At 42.3% G+C, this 17,845-nt stretch carries 16 protein-coding genes and 1 pseudogene; 12 read left to right on the top strand and 5 right to left on the bottom strand.

All coding sequences use genetic code 11. The features are described from left to right. Positions 1–103: 103 nt before the first annotated feature. The 6 genes and pseudogenes from GVX98_RS03225 to GVX98_RS03250 all read left to right on the top strand — a co-directional run bounded on the left by GVX98_RS03225 (position 104) and on the right by GVX98_RS03250 (position 3,672). Entirely contained in the window at positions 104–442 is a 339-nt protein-coding gene (locus GVX98_RS03225; protein ID WP_062034085.1) for a zinc ribbon domain-containing protein YjdM, read from the top strand. A gap of 140 nt (positions 443–582) precedes the next feature. After that, a complete protein-coding gene (locus GVX98_RS03230; protein ID WP_159127246.1) occupies positions 583–948 on the top strand; it encodes a 5-carboxymethyl-2-hydroxymuconate Delta-isomerase in 366 nt (121 codons plus the stop codon). Between the two features lie 233 nt (positions 949–1,181). Then, on the top strand, positions 1,182–1,517 hold the full coding sequence (locus GVX98_RS03235) for a YegP family protein (RefSeq protein WP_004695228.1): 336 nt from the start codon (positions 1,182–1,184) through the stop codon (positions 1,515–1,517). 110 nt (positions 1,518–1,627) lie between these two features. After that, the gene (locus GVX98_RS03240; RefSeq protein WP_004983058.1) at positions 1,628–2,074 is read left to right on the top strand and encodes a nuclear transport factor 2 family protein; all 447 of its coding nucleotides are present in this window, start codon (positions 1,628–1,630) and stop codon (positions 2,072–2,074) included. A gap of 98 nt (positions 2,075–2,172) precedes the next feature. Then, positions 2,173–2,577, top strand: a complete 405-nt coding sequence (locus GVX98_RS03245) for an NUDIX hydrolase (protein WP_159127247.1) — start codon at positions 2,173–2,175, stop codon at positions 2,575–2,577. A 141-nt stretch (positions 2,578–2,718) separates the two neighbouring features. Beyond that, positions 2,719–3,672, top strand: a pseudogene (locus GVX98_RS03250) (DUF1176 domain-containing protein). On the opposite strand, the gene GVX98_RS03255 reads toward GVX98_RS03250, so the two are convergent. Together GVX98_RS03255 and GVX98_RS03260 are read right to left on the bottom strand one after the other, a co-directional pair. Then, positions 3,669–4,604, bottom strand: a complete 936-nt coding sequence (locus GVX98_RS03255) for a tRNA-dihydrouridine synthase (protein WP_216070677.1) — start codon at positions 4,602–4,604, stop codon at positions 3,669–3,671. The pseudogene GVX98_RS03250 and the gene GVX98_RS03255 overlap by 4 nt on opposite strands. Before the next feature lie 62 nt (positions 4,605–4,666). Next, entirely contained in the window at positions 4,667–6,253 is a 1,587-nt protein-coding gene (locus GVX98_RS03260; RefSeq protein ID WP_159127248.1) for an ATP-binding cassette domain-containing protein, read from the bottom strand. 462 nt (positions 6,254–6,715) lie between these two features. On the opposite strand from GVX98_RS03260, the gene ampC reads away from it, so the two are divergent. Continuing rightward, positions 6,716–7,882, top strand: coding sequence for a class C beta-lactamase (gene ampC, locus GVX98_RS03265; protein ID WP_159127249.1), 1,167 nt, complete (start codon positions 6,716–6,718; stop codon positions 7,880–7,882). Positions 7,883–8,062: 180 nt separating this feature from the next. On the opposite strand, the gene GVX98_RS03270 is transcribed toward ampC, so the two are convergent. Continuing rightward, positions 8,063–8,872 carry an inner membrane protein YpjD gene (locus tag GVX98_RS03270; RefSeq protein WP_087528146.1) on the bottom strand — a complete coding sequence of 270 codons (810 nt, stop codon included), beginning with the start codon at positions 8,870–8,872 and terminating at the stop codon, positions 8,063–8,065. Between the two features lie 138 nt (positions 8,873–9,010). On the opposite strand from GVX98_RS03270, the gene ffh reads away from it, so the two are divergent. Together ffh and GVX98_RS03280 are read left to right on the top strand one after the other, a co-directional pair. Further along, positions 9,011–10,417 carry a signal recognition particle protein gene (ffh, locus tag GVX98_RS03275; RefSeq protein ID WP_004983043.1) on the top strand — a complete coding sequence of 469 codons (1,407 nt, stop codon included), beginning with the start codon at positions 9,011–9,013 and terminating at the stop codon, positions 10,415–10,417. 180 nt (positions 10,418–10,597) lie between these two features. Further along, a complete protein-coding gene (locus GVX98_RS03280; RefSeq protein WP_159127250.1) occupies positions 10,598–11,197 on the top strand; it encodes an alpha/beta hydrolase in 600 nt (199 codons plus the stop codon). Here the strand turns inward: GVX98_RS03280 and GVX98_RS03285 are convergent. Both GVX98_RS03285 and GVX98_RS03290 read right to left on the bottom strand, forming a co-directional pair. Next, on the bottom strand, positions 11,188–11,919 hold the full coding sequence (locus GVX98_RS03285; protein WP_151835768.1) for a type III pantothenate kinase: 732 nt from the start codon (positions 11,917–11,919) through the stop codon (positions 11,188–11,190). The two genes, GVX98_RS03280 and GVX98_RS03285, sit on opposite strands and share 10 nt — an antisense overlap. A gap of 16 nt (positions 11,920–11,935) precedes the next feature. After that, positions 11,936–12,691 carry a biotin--[acetyl-CoA-carboxylase] ligase gene (locus tag GVX98_RS03290; protein ID WP_159127947.1) on the bottom strand — a complete coding sequence of 252 codons (756 nt, stop codon included), beginning with the start codon at positions 12,689–12,691 and terminating at the stop codon, positions 11,936–11,938. Positions 12,692–12,719: 28 nt separating this feature from the next. Here GVX98_RS03290 and GVX98_RS03295 point away from each other — a divergent pair, with 28 nt between their 5' ends. The 3 genes from GVX98_RS03295 to smc all read left to right on the top strand — a co-directional run bounded on the left by GVX98_RS03295 (position 12,720) and on the right by smc (position 17,841). Then, positions 12,720–13,523 (top strand): sulfite exporter TauE/SafE family protein, encoded by an 804-nt coding sequence (locus GVX98_RS03295; protein ID WP_159127251.1) that lies wholly within the window; start codon positions 12,720–12,722, stop codon positions 13,521–13,523. A 159-nt stretch (positions 13,524–13,682) separates the two neighbouring features. Then, positions 13,683–14,378, top strand: coding sequence for a GntR family transcriptional regulator (locus GVX98_RS03300; protein ID WP_004983028.1), 696 nt, complete (start codon positions 13,683–13,685; stop codon positions 14,376–14,378). Positions 14,379–14,388: 10 nt separating this feature from the next. Then, entirely contained in the window at positions 14,389–17,841 is a 3,453-nt protein-coding gene (gene smc, locus GVX98_RS03305) for a chromosome segregation protein SMC (RefSeq protein ID WP_159127948.1), read from the top strand. The last annotated feature ends 4 nt before the right edge of the window (positions 17,842–17,845 follow it).

Here is a 17,845-nt window from a genome sequence, read left to right on the forward strand (position 1 = left end):
GCCTTAAAATAAATATGTGATTCGCATCGTTTTCATCTGAAAAATGCTATATTGGCGTTTTGAGCAATGTGAATTGCTTATTTTTTTTATTTTTGAGGTTTTTATGTCTTTACCCAACTGCCCAAAATGCCAGTCCGAATATACCTATGAAGATGGTGACTTGCTGATCTGCCCTGAATGTTCAAATGAATGGAAAGAGGGAGAGACAACTGAAGAAGTGGTGGCAATTAAAGATGCCAACGGCAACTTACTTGCTGACGGTGACACGGTAACGGTGATTAAAGATTTAAAAATTAAAGGTTCGTCATCGGTGGTGAAAGTCGGAACCAAAGTGAAAAATATTCGTTTATTGCCAGATGCCGCAGATGGTCATGACATTGACTGTAAAATTGACGGTGTCGGTGCGATGAAACTGAAATCTGAGTATGTGAAAAAAGCCTAATGCGCTGAGTTTACAGTTCGAGATTAAAATGGAGTCAATTGGACTCCGTTTTTGTTTTTTCAGCCATTCTAAAAAGACATTTAAACGTTGAAACACCAGCACAGCATGCTATAAAGATAAAAACTGTTGAAGAATACGTTATGCCACATATCCACCTTGAATATTCAGACAATATCGACACCCTTGAAGTTAAGCCGATGTTATTGGCTCTAAACCAAGCTTTGCTGGATGGTCAGTTTGTACAATCGGGCAACGACATCAAAAGTCGTGCCATTCGACAGTCCGATTTTGTGATTGGGGTAGAAGGTGATGCGCAGGCTTATTTGCATGCTAAAGTGTCTTTATTAAGCGGACGAGATGAAGCCACCAAGTGTGTCATTTCGAGCCAATTACTTAAAACCTTGCAGCAAAACTTTATAGCCCCTCAGGATTTAACGGTACAAATTTGTGTAGAAATTATTGAAATGCCAAAAAGCAGTTATAGCAAATTGGTATTAAAAGCATAAAATTATGAAGAACGCCAAGCCGTTTATTGGGCCAATATCACGTGTCATTTAAACGGTTTGTGGCTGTCATGCGTTATTCATATAGCGCTGTTATTTTAAAAAAATAAAATTTAGGCTGGTAGTAAATGCACTTTTTTTTATAAAAGAAGTCATTTATATTTTATGAAATTGGATGTTTTTTTATTCAGTTTTGGTGGATCTACAATCACTTTAAAATAACAATAGGTGAGCTTATGTCAGGATGGTACGAAGTAAGTCAGGCAAATGATGGCCAATATCGCTTTGTTTTAAAAGCGGGAAATGGCGAGGTCATTTTGACCAGTGAACTGTATAAAGCAAAAGCGTCAGCACATAATGGAATTGAGTCGGTGCAAAAAAATAGCCCCGATGATACGCGTTATGAACGCTTAGAAGCCAAAAATGGCAAACCTTATTTTAACTTAAAGGCTGCCAATCATCAGATTATTGGTACCAGTCAGTTTTATGCCAGTGAGCAATCCCGAGATAAAGGCATTGAATCGGTCAAAAACAATGGTTCAAGTACCACGATTAAGGATTTGACGACTTAAGATCAGATTACATATTTTGCTTGTTTTAAGAATTAAAGAAAACCGCGTGTTTGCTATGGATGGCGCACGCGTTTTTTTATGCGGTTTGATTTGTAGTGTGGGAGTGTGATGTGGATTTTCGATTAGTTGGAGATGAGCATGCAGGGCATGAAATTATCTTCAAACTCAAACAATGGGATGATGCCATTTGTAAAATGGATGTACAAAATATCATTCGTCTTTGTCAGAGTGATGTCAGCTTGTTTGATATTGGGTTTGAGCTACAAGGCGTGCAAGCCTATCAAGAATTGTGGAGACGATATGCCCCATTTTTTCAAGGGGAAATCAAAGTGTTCAGGCGTGACATCAATATTTTTAGTCGTGATGGTTTAGCTTTTTTACATTGTTATTCTAAACTGGATCATGCCAGTGGTGTTGCAACCCCAGAGATTCCTTGGTGCAGAACCACGCTATGTTTTCAAAAAACGGCAGGTGAGTGGTTGGTTGCCCATCAGCATATTTCGGTGCCTGTGGACTTTGAAACTAAAGTGTCAAAGCCGATTTATTTTCCAGACTGAATCTGACTAAAGCTTTAGCTTGGGCACAGATAGAACCACCTCAGTTTTAGTGGGCTATGTTTGAATGACAACATGAACAATTTAAGAAGAAGGTATCTATGGCATTTCAAGACTTTTACCGACTGAGTTCTCATGCGGTGCTGACCAATGACACGGGACAGGTTTTATTACTGAAAGCCAATTATGCCGATCAGGCTTGGGGGCTACCCGGTGGAGCCTTAGATATGGGAGAAACCATTCATCAGGCTTTGCTGCGTGAGTGCCAAGAAGAACTCGGTTGTCAGGTTCAGATCGATTATTTATCGGGGGTGTACTTTCATTCGGCAGTGACCTCGCATGCCTTTATTTTTAGGTGCCATTTGACTGCATCTGCTGAGATCCGGCTCAGTGATGAACATACGGCCTATGCTTGGTTTGATCTAGATCAGCTGTCGAAGGTACCACGGATTCGCGTTGAAGATTGTTTAAATTATACAGGTATCGTGCAGAGCCGAAGTTTTTGAGTGCAAGATTAAGATTCCTCTGAAGTGGAGTGAGTGCATATGTTGAATAATAAGACCATAAAACGAAATAGTCCCATCATTGGTCTGTTGCTGATGAGTGCATTGAGCCAGTTGACTCATGCTGAAACGGGTAACTATTTTATGCATAAAGACTGGGAACTTGCCTGTGATAATACGGGCATGTGCCGTGCGGTGGGATATCAAAGTGATGCTCAGTTTGGTCATCCAGTTTCATTACTGATTTCTCGTCCTGCAGGTGCAGGCAGCGCGGTGCTCACCCAAGTTCAAGTGGCTGAGGAGTTTACGCAGGATACTGAAGCCAGTTTAAATGTAGGAGGAACATCTCTGGGGAGCCTGACCATCGATGCCAAGAAAAGTACCGCGAAACTGTCCAGTGCTCAAAGTGCGCAGTTGCTAAAGGCCTTGGTAGGCGCAGAAGATATTCGTCTTACGACCCAAGCACAGCAATGGCAAATTTCAACTGCTGGGGCAAATGCAGTTTTGCTTAAAATGGATGATATACAAAAGCGTGTAAATACACCGAACGCGGTATATCAAAAAGGTAATCAGTCTGAGCAAAATGTTTTACAACCCAAAGCCATCCCCAAAATTGGCATCACGGGATATCGCCCTGCGGTTGCCAGTCATTTTGCCGTGGACAGTAAAAATGCCCATCAACTCTTTAAAAAGTTAAAAGCGAAAACAGATGAACAAGACTGTCCAAATCTATATGAAGCACGGTTTTTTGAGGAAGATCGGGTTTCAGTCTATCCGCTGAATGCGGAACAAGTGGTGGTTCAAGTATCATGCTGGCGTGGAGCGTACAATGAAGGTCTAGGCTACTGGGTTATGGACAAAGCATTGCAAAAGATTCAACAGCAAGTCACCACATCAGGCTGAAGTTTTAGTGAGGCGCAAATTTTCTCAGAACAAAAAGGGCGGGGTATCGCTGACTGTGGTATTCGTTCCGAGTGGGCTTGGAATGGAAAGGCTTTTGTCCTCAGTTATCAGGCACAATCGCAGCAATGTAAAGGCTTTGCAGGTGGTGCGTGGAACTTACCCACTTATGTCGCGATCGTTGCGCGAACGGATTAAGTCGCGCTTGCGTTTAGTTTAAGAATAATGTCATCCAGCGGCTTGATACGTTTGACTTCATCCCAGAGGGCTTTGGCTTCTGGATAGTGTTTAGACATCATGCCAAGCCATTGCTTATAACGTCCGACCATATTCATTTCTTTTTTATAGCCGCTGTTTAAGAAACGGATTTGTAAGGTCAGTAGCTCATTCCATGTCAGCAAAGGTGTGTCGATATTTTGACGAATACATTGGGTCAAATCAGGTGTGGTCACGGCACCACGTCCAATCATCAAATCTTCACAGCCAGACTCTAAGCGACACTGTTTCGCGTCTGCATTGTTCCAAATTTCACCATTAGCAATCACATTGATCTTCAATGCTTCACGAATCGGGCGGAGCTGATCCCAAAAAGCGGGTGGGGTATAACCATCGGCTTTGGTACGTGCATGCACGGTAACCCATGCTGCACCTGCATCTTCGATGGCATGAGCATTGTCCAACATAAAATGTCGGTCCATATAGCCTAAGCGCATTTTCGCAGAAACAGGAATATGTGCAGGAACTGCATCACGCACAGCTTTGACCAGTTCATGCACTACTTCTGGCTCATCTAAGAGTACAGAGCCACCACGGTGACGGTTCACGGTTTTGGCTGGACAGCCAAAGTTCATATCAATGGCGGGTGCACCGAGTTTCACCGCACGGATGGCATTGGCAGCCAGCATTTCAGGGTCATTGCCCAAAAACTGCACATGCACGGGTATTCCTGCCGCCGTTTTTCCGCCATTGAGTAATTCTGGGCAATACTGGTGGTAAATATGATCGGGTAACACCGAATTGGTCACACGGATAAACTCGGTCACACACCAGTCGAAGCTACCTACAGACGTGAGCACATCACGCATGATTGGGTCGGTTAAGCCTTCCATTGGTGCAAGAATGAGTTTCACAGCGGTGTCACCAGTCAAATAGAAAAACGGTGTTATACGCAAATCCGATCACGCTGTCTAGTCTAATGCGTTTGGGTTAAATCGAAATAGTTTTGAATCTGTGTCTCCTCGACAAAGGCGTCATCATGTGAAACTAAAATAACCGCCCCTGTAAAATCGCGAATAGCCTGTGCCAACAGTTGTCTTGAGTCGATGTCGAGATGATTTTCGGGTTCATCCAGTAGCAGTAAGTCCACAGGCTGTGCTGCGAGACTGATACACAGTAAAGCGACTTTGAGTTGTTCACCGCCACTGAGTAGTGAGATGGGAAGTAAAGCCTTATCTCGTCGAATTCGAAGTTGTCCCAATTGATTTCGACACGCCTCATCGGACAAAGACGGATTCAATAATTGTAAATTGTGTACCGCATTCAGTTCTAGATTCAGTAGGCTAAATTTTTGATCTAAATATAACGATGCTCCTCGCTTGAAAATGTCTCCCGATTGAATATACGTATGGCTTTGAATAGCACGAAGTAAGGTCGACTTACCTGAACCATTTTGGCCGCGCAGTTGGATTTTTTCTCCGCTATGTAAGGCAAAAGAAATAGGCGAGATAGAAAGTGCTGCTAAAACCACTGCTTTTAAACGAAGAATTTCACCAGTTTGTTTAGGTTGAAAATGGAAATCAAACTTTTGTGACTTAATCTGTTCTAGTTGCTGCTGTTTGTTTTTGAGCTCATCTTGCGCTTGTTCCTTTTGGCGAAGTTGTTGCTGCGCGACTCCCGATAAGGTTTGACTCGCACGTTCTTTTTTAAAGTCGAGTAGGATTTTGGCTTGAGAAACAGAGCTTCGTAATTTCTGCCCAGACTTTTGCCTTTTCTGAGCTTTCATGCGCTGCTCATGCTGTTGGACTTGTAATTGTTTTAGTTCGCGTTTCTCTTGCGAGATATTGTGTTGTAGTGCCTGCTGGTGTTGCTCTGTGTGTGACTGATACTCGGCATAGTTGCAACGGAAGTGTTGCAAACCAAAATCATTTAAAACATAGGTATTGGAGATTTGATTTAACAATGTGCGGTCGTGGCTAATGACTAAACAGCCCGCAGGATGCTGAAGGATTTTTTGACTTAACCACGTACGACTTGCATAGTCTAAGTGATTACTGGGCTCATCAAGAAGTAAATAATGCTCAGTTTGTAAAAAAAGGCGACACAGTGCCAGTTTGGTTTTCTGACCTTCACTCAGTTGAGAAACTGAGCTAGATAGATCTGTAGGTAAGTTTGCACTATCTAGCAATTTCAACCATTCAGTGGGTTGGTGCCATGCATGTTCGACGCGGTCATAGTCTTCAAAGCTCGCAGTCGATTGTTCAATACGCTGAAAACTGTCATAGAGGTCTGAAACGCCAAGCGCCTCCGCAAGCGTACAGTTGCTTAAACGCTCAAGCTGGCTTAAGTAGGAAAATGGCATACGCCAAATCACTTCGCCACTCGCATAATTGGGCATATGCGTCTGAGTGAGTAGCGACATTAATATTGATTTGCCTTGACCATTGCGTCCAATCAGAGCTGAACATTGGGCAGCAGGCAATTCAAAGTTTAAATGCTGGAAAAGTGGTTCATGAGTAAGTTGAACACTGAGATTTTTTACGGTACAGGCCTGTTGGGTCATTAAAGACTCCTTTATACAGGACATACAAAATAAATTTTTATAGAGATATAGAGTAGTAAATAAGTTTATTTTGCACGTCAGAAAACACATAAATTAGATTTGACGGAAAATAAAACTTACTTCATTGGCGTTACTCTAAATTGGAAGAAGGGGGGTAAATATTTAGCTAGTATAACAGGTGGATAAAAAATGATCCATTTCATTGTCTTTCTTATGTACTTAAGGTTTGTCGATCAATGCTATTGGTTAGGGAGTTTATCATACACTAGTCGAAGCTTTCTGTAGATGTAAGTACAACCCGCATGATTGGTTAAGTGAGGCTTTTGTGAGTGTGTGGATGAGTTTTAAACTTATTTCGCATAATGCCCACTTCATTAAATAGAAGGGGTAAGGATTTATTACAGAAAATATATTAGATAAGTGAGAACATTGTTATTTGTATTATTGAGGCTAATAGCAGGAATGTTATCTAAAACCCAAAAACTATTTAAAACTAGTCTCTTTACCTTAGCTGTGGGATGTAGTATCCATTCAAATGCATATGAAGTCGAGGAAAATCAAAAAGATATTGAAACTGCTGTTAACCAGTCATTTAAACCACTTATGGAACAGTATGGTGTGGCAGGAATGGCGATAGGCGTCATTTATAAGGGAGAAAACTACGAACACTATTATGGTCTTCAATCTAATAACGATAATAAAAAAGTAGATAGTCGGACTATCTTTGAGTTGGGGTCTGTCAGCAAGCTTTTTACTGCAACCGCGGGTGCTTATGCTAAGGCTCAAGGAAAATTATCTTTTAAAGATCATCCAAGTCAATATTGGCCAGCTTTAAAGAATTCAGAAATTGATAGGGTGAGTTTGCTGGAATTAGCTACCTATACTAGCGGCAATTTACCTTTACAATTTCCTGATTATGTCAAAACAGATGAGCAAATTTTAGACTATTTTCAAAATTGGCATATAAAAAAACCTTCTGGTAAATATCGTCAATATTCAAACCCAAGTATTGGATTGTTTGGCGAGTTAACAGCAAGATCAATGAAAGTCCCTTTCCCATCATTACTCGAACAGGTGATTTTTCCAAGTCTTCATTTAAAACACACTTATGTGAACGTTCCAGAGGAACAGATAGAACATTACGCTTTTGGGCATGATCAAAAGAATAATCTTATTCGAGTTAATCCTGGTGCATTAGATGCTCAAGCATATGGGGTTAAATCTACACTTCCAGATATGCTGAATTTTTTAAACTCAAATTTGAATGTAGAAAAAAATAGTTCAAAGATAAAGACAGCCATTTTAGAAACGCACAAAGGCTATTTCAAGCTTGGAAATATGACGCAGGCGCTTGGGTGGGAGACATTCTCTTATCCGACTACCTTAGAAATTTTGCAAGAGAGCAATGCTGAAAGCGTTGTTATGCAATCAAATCCAGTTATAAAGGATATTAGTCAGTCAAAATCCAAAGTTTTTCATAAAACTGGTTCTACTAATGGTTTTGGAACTTACGTTCTTTTTATTCCTGAAAAAGGCTTTGGGCTAGTCATGTTAATGAATAAAAGAATCCCAAACGAAGAACGGATAAAAGCGGCATACAACGTATTCAACACAGTAAAAAGTATTTAAGTTTTTCTAAAATTTACATAATACGAAATGCACTCGATAATTTATTCTAAATCAAAATATTGAGGTTTACTAAAAAGCCCAGCTTGGTCAAGCTGGGCTTTTCTATTGGGTTATCAAGTTGCACATCTACTTTGTGAGTAGAGCTCTGTATCTTTAATAAAGCGAACTAAACAAAAGACTTTATCGACCTAAAATCATTTCCAATACAAACTTAGATCCGATAAAACCGACCGCCAACAAGAAGAATCCAATTAAGGTAAAACGAATCGCTTTTTGACCCCGCCAACCAAAACGGTAATGTCCGATGAGTAAAGCCCCATACACAAACCAAGAAATAATACTAAAAGCGGTTTTATGTGCCAGATGTTGGGCAAAAAAGTTATCGATGGTAAAGAAACCAAACACCAACGCCACGGTCAGTAAAATAAAACCCGTTTTAATCAAGTCAAACAGTAAAGATTCCATGGCTTGAAAAGAAGGCAGTAAGTTGACCCAAAAGCGTTTCTTCTGTTTGTTCTTTAACTCACGATCTTGGAACCATAAAATCACGGCTTGTATGGTCGCCATGAGTAGCACCGCATAGGCCGACAGTGATAAAATGATATGAATATCTAGGCCCAATGAGCGCTGTTCAATAAATTGAGTGGACTGGCTAAAGGCAAAACCTAAAATGAGTCCTGTAGCTGCCACAGGAATGCCAATCAGGTTCAAAGCAAGAATTGGACGATAAGTGCTATAGAGTAGACTGAGTAATAGCATGAGCCCCGATGTAAATGACATTAAGACAAAAACGTCATAATTCACCCCCATTGGCGTGAGCATGTCATGGTACAAAACAGTTGCATGCAGTAATAAGCCTAAGCCTAAAATAATGCCAATAAACCAATGGTTTGGATCACGTTTAGCCATTAACTTGAGAAACAAATACCAAAAAGAAGTGGTATAAGCGACTAATGCTAAGATGGTGTAAACCAAGGGCAGGCTAATCATGTCAAACCTTTTTCAGGATGATGAATATTCATTTATATAAATTCGGTGCGAACTACAGTATCCTATAGCATTCTATGCATAAATTTTCTATTTTAAGAAAGATTTTTTTGCAACTAGCAATTTTAAGCGGATTTTGCAATGTTTGATACCTTAACGGAACGACTCACGCAGAGTTTAAGAAATGTTACTGGCTCTGGGCAGCTAACCGAAGACAATATTAAAGATACCCTACGTGAAGTACGTATGGCACTTCTTGAAGCCGATGTTGCACTTCCTGTAACTCGTGAATTTATCGCGAAAGTTAAGGAAGAGGCGTTGGGTCAAGAAGTCATGACTCAATTATCGCCGGGCCAAGCATTTGTTAAAATCGTGCATGACGAATTAACAAAAATGATGGGCGAGGCAAATGAAAGCCTTGATCTTGCAGCAAAACCTCCTGTTGTAGTCCTACTCGCGGGCTTACAAGGTGCAGGTAAAACAACAACGGCTGCAAAACTTGCTCGCTTCTTACAAGAACGCCAAAAGAAAAAAGTAGCGATGGTATCTGCCGACGTATACCGTCCAGCAGCAATTAAACAGCTACAAACCGTTGCAGGTGAAGTTGGCGCGATTTTCTTTGAATCGAGTGCTGACGAAAAACCGATTACTATTGCAACGCGTGCAATTGAACAAGCCAAAATTCAGTTTGCGGATGTCTTGATTGTCGATACTGCAGGTCGTCTACACGTAGACGATGAAATGATGGCCGAGATCAAAGAACTTCATGCGGCCATTAAGCCAACTGAAACTTTGTTCGTGGTCGATGCAATGACCGGACAGGATGCGGCAAATACAGCCAAAGCCTTCAATGATGCACTGCCATTAACGGGTGTGATTCTGACCAAAACTGATGGTGATGCACGTGGTGGTGCGGCGCTTTCAGTACGTGCAATCACAGGTAAGCCAATCAAATTCTTAGGTATGGGCGAAAAGCTGGATGCCTTAGAGCCATTCCATCCTGAACGTGTTGCACAACGTATTTTGGGTATGGGTGACGTACTTTCTTTGGTCGAAGAGCTTGAACGTAAAGTCGACAAAGAAAAAGCCGAAAAAATGGCGAAAAAACTGCAAAAAGGCGGCAGCTTCAACTTTGAAGATATGCTAATGCAGTTTGAGCAAATGAATAAAATGGGCGGCATGATGGGCTTCTTGGATAAGTTGCCTGGCATGAGCAATGCAGGGATTCAAGATGCGTTGGCGCAAGCGAACCCTGAAAAGCAAGTGAAAAAGATGGAAGCGATTATTCAATCGATGACCATCAAAGAGCGTCGTAATCCGGACCTGATGAACCCAAGCCGTAAAAAGCGCATTGCAGCAGGCTGTGGTATGGATGTGGTTGAAGTCAATAAATTGATTAAACAACATGCGCAAATGGCGAAAATGATGAAGAAATTTGCCAATCCGTCAGGTATGGCAAAAATGATGAAATCGCTCAGTGGTATGCAAAAACAATTCGGCGGTGGTGGCGGTATGGGACCATTGTTCGGTGGGAACGATAAGAAGTAATCTGCTTCTAACCATTTCAGAAAAAGGCGCGTTGAGCGCCTTTTTTTATGTTGTTTTGTGAGTCATGGAAATTATTGTGTGCGTTTTCAATACCGTCGCTTAATAACAAAAACGCACTATTTATGGCTTGAAAGTTGCGTAAAATTTATTCTTTTCAAACATTATAATAAGAAGTTGAAAATGAATGGATCAAAACAACATATCTATATTGTGCATGGCTATCAAGCATCGCCCAATGACCATTGGTTTCCGTGGCTAAGTCAAAAACTCAGTCAGATGGATCCGCATGCTGAAGTAAAACGCTTAGTGCTCCCGCACAGCGATGCACCACATTTCGAAGAGTGGCAGCAGGCTTTAGCCCTGCAAATGACCGCTTTGGATGAACATACCATCATCATTGCGCATAGTTTGGGGTGTCTGGCGACTTTACATTATCTCAGTAGTAAACTGCGTGAACGTCGAATCAAAGCGATCTTTTGTATTGCGGGCTTTAAAGCGGCTTTAAAAAGCTTACCTGAGTTAAGTGGCTTTATTGCGCAAGCGAAGTTGGACAGCGGTATACTCCACTCTCACATCGCTTCACGTGTGGTGATGTTTTCCAATAATGACCCTTATGTTCCACCGCCTTTGGCCCTTACCTTTGGGCACTTCTTGAGTGCAGAGGTACTGGAGGTGAAACGTGCAGGGCATTTTATGCGTGAAAATGGCTATGCTGAATTTGAGCTACTGCTCAATACCTTAAAACCCCTTTTACAACAGCAGGCGGTGGCTCAGGGTTGATGCTGAATATAATATTGTAGCCCTTTAAGTAATAAATCATTTTCAATGCATGGTGCATACTCTGCCAAATAACGCGCAAATACAGGCGCATCACCGCCAGTTAAAATCAGTTGGCGTGGAGACTGTTGCAAGACTTTTTCAATGGTACTGACCAAACCGAGCAAAATCCCATGATGCACTGCGTCGATGGTATTTCGACCAGGCCCAAGTTCATCAAAAGCAGCATCTGGAATTTTAATGCCTTTGGTGTTTTGGATCAGCGAGTCTCGTTGTAAGTAGAGATTTGGTAAAATATAGCCGCCCAAATGCTGTAAACCATCTGCCAAGTCGATGGTCAGCGCCGTGCCACAGCTAATCACACAATAGTTCTGCTCTGGATTACGTGCGACAGCCAACACTTGCAACCAACGGTCAATTCCGAGTTGTTCAGGCTGTTCATAACCACACTGTAGGCCTGCATAGTTGGCCTGTACTTGGGCAAAGGTGATCGGTACATTTAAACTTTTTAAAAGTCTACGGATTCGGTCATTATTTTTTTTGTCCTGAACCGAAGAAACGCCAATCTGTTGGATGTTTAAGTTTTTAAAATGCTGAATTAGACCTAAAAGTAAATCGGCAGGGGACTGTAAATGTAACTCAGCCCCTTGTTCCAAAATTTGATCTTCCTGCGTAATCCAATACTTCAGACGAGTATTACCAATATCTAACCATAAATTTTTCATGATGATGCTCAATCATTTAAACAGGAATCATTGGGCGTAAACGGCCTTGATAAAAGCTTTCCACACCATTGACGGTCTGAATTTGTACCGCACCATCATCTTGAATCCCTAAGAAGATGCCTTGAGACAGGCCTTTCATATGTTCAAATTCGACCTGTTGCCGCATAAATGCTGCGTAATGATTGAAACGAGAAGCCAAATTCGCACTGTTATGGGTGAACCATAGGCCTGCCTGTTGAATCGCCAGATACAGTTCCGCCATTAAGCGAATTCGATCTGCTTGGGCTAAACCTAGCTGTTCAAGTGAGCTGGTGGCTTGGTCAAGTTGGGTATCTTCGACTTGGTTGATATTGATGCCCACCCCAATAATAGCTTGGTGGCTTGACAGTGGTTCAACTAAAATTCCGCCCCATTTACCTTGGACACTATACAGGTCATTCGGCCATTTCACTTGCAGAACAAGGCCTTGCAAACTCGGCATTTGCAAGATATTTAATGCAATTTCTAAAGCCAAGCGCCCATCTATAGGTGTTTTGGTTTGTAGCAATGTGCTTAAATAGATGTTTCCTTCAGGAGAAACCCATTGTCGTTGACGCTGTCCACGACCTTGAGTTTGTCGTGTACTGCAGACCAAAACGCTCTGAATCCCTTTTTGCGCAATTTCACGCACATCATCATTGGTGGATGTGGTAACTGGCTTAAGCAATAAAACTTCAGGAAGTTGCTGTGCTTCAGCGAGAAGCTGTTGTAATTGGCGTGTCTCTAAATCCATATGAATCTGAGAAAAGTGAAAAATGATCATGGAGTTAATCATATATTTACTGATTGGCGCAATCGCTGGTTTTGCTGCGGGGCTATTTGGGGTCGGTGGTGGACTCATTATCATCCCGATTTTATATGTGGTGTTTACTCACCTGAACTATGACCCGAGTGTCATTATGCACATGGCGGTTGGCACATCACTGGCGACCATTATTGTCACTTCAATGAGTTCCGTGAGTGCGCATCATAAACGTGGAGCCGTGTTGTGGTCTGTGTTTCGCAATTTGGCCCCAGGTCTAGTTATGGGTGCTTTTTTAGGTGCGTGCATTGCAGACTATATGTCGGGACATTGTTTACAACTGCTGATCGGTTTTTTTGCGGTGTGGGTGGCGTACAAAATGTTTAGTGGCGCACATGTTAAGGTCGATCCATCGCGTCAGTTGCCGTCTACAGGCAAACAGTTATTTGTCGGTGCAGGCATTGGTGTCGCTTCTACGATCTTTGGTATTGGTGGGGGAAGTTTGACGGTGCCGTACTTAAACCGTCATGGTGTGGTTATGCAAAAAGCAGTAGCGACGTCTGCGGCTTGTGGCTTACCAATTGCAGTGGCTGGAGCTTTAGGTTTTATGTGGTTTGGGCACCAAGCTGAAGTAAATGTACCGAATACCATTGGTTATATTCATGTCTATGCCTTTTTCGGGATTGCGGTCATGAGTTTTATTACCGCGAAGTTTGGTGCGAAAGTGGCGCATCTTTTATCGCCTGCGATGTTGAAAAAGTGTTTTGCAGGTTTGTTGGTGGTTGTTGGTTTATATTTTATTTATCAAGGTTTTAGTTCTTAATTTCTTTGATAATATTGTGTGCGTTGCTGTTGATTGGCATTATAGACGGTAAAATTGTTAGACAATGACATAGTGTTTAGCATTTAAGATCGGGTAAAACCTAAAAATAGGTCACTAAAGACCATGGATTGCATCTTATAAAAACAAGTTAGGAACAGTATGCAAGCACATGATACAGAGAGTTTGTCCGAACAAATTGCCAAGCACATCAGTGAACAAATCATTCGTGGTGAGTTGGTCGAAGGTGAGCGCATACAAGAATTACGTATTGCCGCTGAACTGGATGTGAGTCGCGGCTCGGTGCGTGAGGCTTTGTTACTTCTTGAACGCACACATCTGATTGAAATCTACCCGCGCCGTGGTGCTATCGTTTCTGAAATGTCGGCTCAACAAGTGCGCGCCTTGTTTGACACCAGCAGTCTGCTGTTGGGGCAAATTGTGCAACGCATTGCGGAAACATGGCGTAGCTATGAAGCGGAACGTTTACAGCTGTTATTGGATGAGTTGGGGAATCAGCTGAAACAGGGCAGTATCGAAAAATTTTATGATTTGATTTTTGAAGGATTGGCACGTCAGCATGAAATGGTGGGCAATGCTTATTTGATGAAGTTTTACCAAGAACTGTTGCCCTCGATACGTCGGAGCTATTTTTTAACCTTAAATACTTCGCGTAGAGAGTTACAAGAATCTTATGATTTATTTAAACTGGTGACTGATGCTGTTTTAATCAGAAAATCACAACAAGCTACTTTATTTATGGAAGATTTTTGTCGACACTTACGTAACTTGGTGTTGGAATCTCTGACCCGAATGAAACAAATTGAACTTGCGTGGGCGAGACGCTCACGACGTTAGTCAGGACATTATGCGTTTAAGCAGTTTAAAACTTTCCGGCTTCAAATCTTTTGCCGACAGTACTACATTACACTTTAAAGATAACCGCACAGCAGTCGTTGGGCCGAACGGTTGTGGTAAATCCAATGTGATCGATGCTATTCGCTGGGTCATGGGCGAATCCAGTGCTCGCCAACTGCGTGGTGGTAGTATGCAGGATGTCATTTTTACAGGTACGGCAAAGCGCAAACCCGTCAGTGTCGCCAGTGTAGAACTGCGTTTTGACAACACTTATGGCAAGTTAGGCGGTAGCTATAATGCCTATACCGAACTGGCGGTCAAACGTCAGGTTAACCGAGATGGTAAGTCTGAATACTTTTTAAATGGCACCAAATGCCGTCGTCGGGACATTACCGATATATTCTTGGGCACAGGTTTAGGTCCTCGTTCTTATTCGATTATTGAACAGGGCATGATCAACCGTTTGGTCGATGCAAAACCTGAAGAAATGCGGGTTTTTATTGAGGAAGCCGCAGGGGTTTCGCGTTATCAAGCACGTCGCCGTGAAACTTTATTGCATTTGGATCACACCACGCAAAATTTATCGCGTTTAGAAGATATTGCCTCTGAATTAAGATCACAGTTAAAAACTTTAAAACGTCAGGCTGAAACCGCGATTCAATACAAAACACTGGAAAGCCAAATTCGCACCATTAAAGTCGAAGTCTTGTCTTTTCAATGTGAACAAAGCAGCCGTTTACAGCAAGAATATACGCTGCACATGAATGATTTGGGCGATCAGTTCAAGTTGGTGCGTTCAGAGTTAACCACTTTAGAGCATGATTTGACTTCGACCAGTGAACTATTTCAACGCCTGATTCAGCAGTCCACGCCATTACAGAGTGAGTGGCAACAGGCAGAGAAAAAGCTGGCTGAGCTGAAAATGACTTTGGAACAAAAGCAGACACTGTTCCAGCAAAACACGACCACTTTGGTACAGCTTGAACAGCAGAAGGCGCAAACCAAAGAGCGTATGCAACTGATCGAACTGCAACTGGAAAGTTTGCACGAACAAAATGAGCTTCATACCGAACAGTTACAACAGCAAGAAAGTCAAAACCAACAGCAAAGCCAAGGTTTAACGGACTTAAAAGCACAGCAGCAACAGTTGCTTCAACAGTTTGAACAAGTCAAAAGTTTGGTTGAAAAACAGCAGCAACAAAAAACGCAAATGTTGGCACAAAGTGAACAGTTGGCCAAAAACATTTTACGCTTTGAACAACAAAAGCAGATTTTAGAGCAGCAAGCAGCGCAAATTCAAAACCAAAGCCAGTTGGATATGATAGATCAACTGTTACATGCCAAGCAAGACGCCGAGACACAGCAGTTACAACGTGAGCAAAGTATCATTGAGGTGCAGTTGCAGCTGGATGATTTGCGTATCCAACACCAAGCTGCTCAAACTGAGCTGAATCAGCACAAAGCAGATATACAGGTCTTAAGTGCCGAACAGAAGCATCTTAAGCAGCTTTTGGTCAAAGTGAGTGCCTTAAAAAATAGTGATCATCCACAGTTGATGCATGTGCTGAAGCTTAAAGATGCGGCTAAAACCCATGCCGCGCTGGTCGAAAAATTCTTAGCCAAATGGCTTTCAGCGCATTGTTTGGACAACAGCGACGCATTCACCGATGCCGTTGCACGTCAGTTAACGCCTCAGCCGCATGTTGAACTGATCGAAATTGCAGGTTGCGATAGCCTAGCCAGTTGGATTGAATCACCGCAATCTTCTTTGTGGCAGCAGGTGGGTGTGACCACCAACTTAAAACAAGCCTTAGCGCTGCAAAAGCAATTGAAAGATGGTCAGTCTCTTCTGAGTTTAGACGGTTACCATGTCGGCGTGGACTGGGTGATTGGTTTGGATTATGACGAAGCGAGCCAAGCTGGACAGGGTGCGCTAAGTCATCGAATTCGTTTAGATGAAATTGAGCAGAGTCTTGCTGAAAAAATAGGACTTCTGACTCAGCTTGAAACGAAAACCACAGAGCTTCGTACTCAAGTCCAAGCGGTGGATGAGCAGTTAAAAGCGGATCAACAACTGTTGAAAAAAGAAGTTCAAGCAACGCAGCAGATTGATTTGAATATTGCCAAAGTGCAAAGTACCAACCAAGCCTTTGAAGTGCAAAAGCAACAATTGGCCAATCAACTGGCGCAGCTAGACAGTCAGCTTGAAGAAGATGCCATGCAAAAAGATGATCTGGAGATTGATCTGCATGCATTGAATATTAAGCTAGAGCAAAACTTACCGAACTACAAAACCATGCAGTTCCAAGTGGAGTCTTTGACTGAGCAACTGGATGATAGCCAGCAGCAGGCGCAGCAGGTTTGGCAAGCACTTGAAATGGTGCGTCGTCAGGCGGTGCAAACCACACAGCAGATTGAACTGTTAGAAAAAGACAGTACTTTCTTAAAAGCGCAGTATCAGCAAATTTTGTCGCAGATGGAGCAGGCCAAAAAGTTTATTGATCCTGTACAACTTGAGCTGCCTGCCTTAGAAAGCCAGTTCAGCGAACAAGCACAGATCACTGAAAAGCTGCAAAAAACATGGTCTGAATGGCAAGTTGAGCTGAATGCGGTGCAAGAACGTCAGCAAAGTTTGACCGAACACCGTCATCAACAGCAACAACAAGATGAAAAGCTGAGAACCCAGTTAGAAGAGAAACGTTTGGCGTGGCAAGCCGCAAAGTCAGACTTACAACATTATTCTGAACAGCTGAAAGAAATGAATGTTGAACCTGTTGAGGGTTTGAGCATTGAGATCAGCAGTCATCAACAGACTCTGGAAAAAGCGCAGCAGCAGTTTGAGAAATTGGGCGCCGTCAATTTGGCGGCTTCAGAAGAATATGAAGAAGTATCAAAACGTTTTGAAGAGTTGAGTCATCAAATTCAAGATTTGGAAAATACCGTTGAGCAGTTGCGTGCTGCAATGAAAAGTATTGATCAAGAGACCCGTAAACTGTTCATGAGCACTTTTGATCGGGTCAATACCGAACTACAAGATCTGTTCCCGAAAGTTTTCAATGGCGGTGAAGCGAGTCTGACTTTGGAAGATGACTGGCAATCTGGAGTTAAACTCATGGCCCGTCCGCCAGGCAAACGCAATAGTTCATTGGCGCTACTTTCAGGGGGAGAAAAAGCCCTGACGGCATTGGCCTTGGTGTTTGCGATTTTCCGTCTCAATCCATCACCATTTTGTGTTTTGGATGAAGTTGATGCGCCTTTGGATGATGCGAACGTGGGAAGATTTTGTAATCTTGTAAAAGAGCTTTCTGAACAGGTGCAATTCATTTACATTACCCATAATAAACTCGCAATGACGATGGCGACCGACTTGTTAGGTGTTACGATGCCTGAACCGGGAACATCAAAATTAGTGACTGTAAATTTAGAACAGGCAAAAGAATACGGTTTAGTCGCGGAGGCCTAATAAG

This window comes from Acinetobacter sp. 8I-beige, from assembly GCF_902505955.1.
GTDB classification, from domain to species: domain Bacteria; phylum Pseudomonadota; class Gammaproteobacteria; order Pseudomonadales; family Moraxellaceae; genus Acinetobacter; species Acinetobacter johnsonii.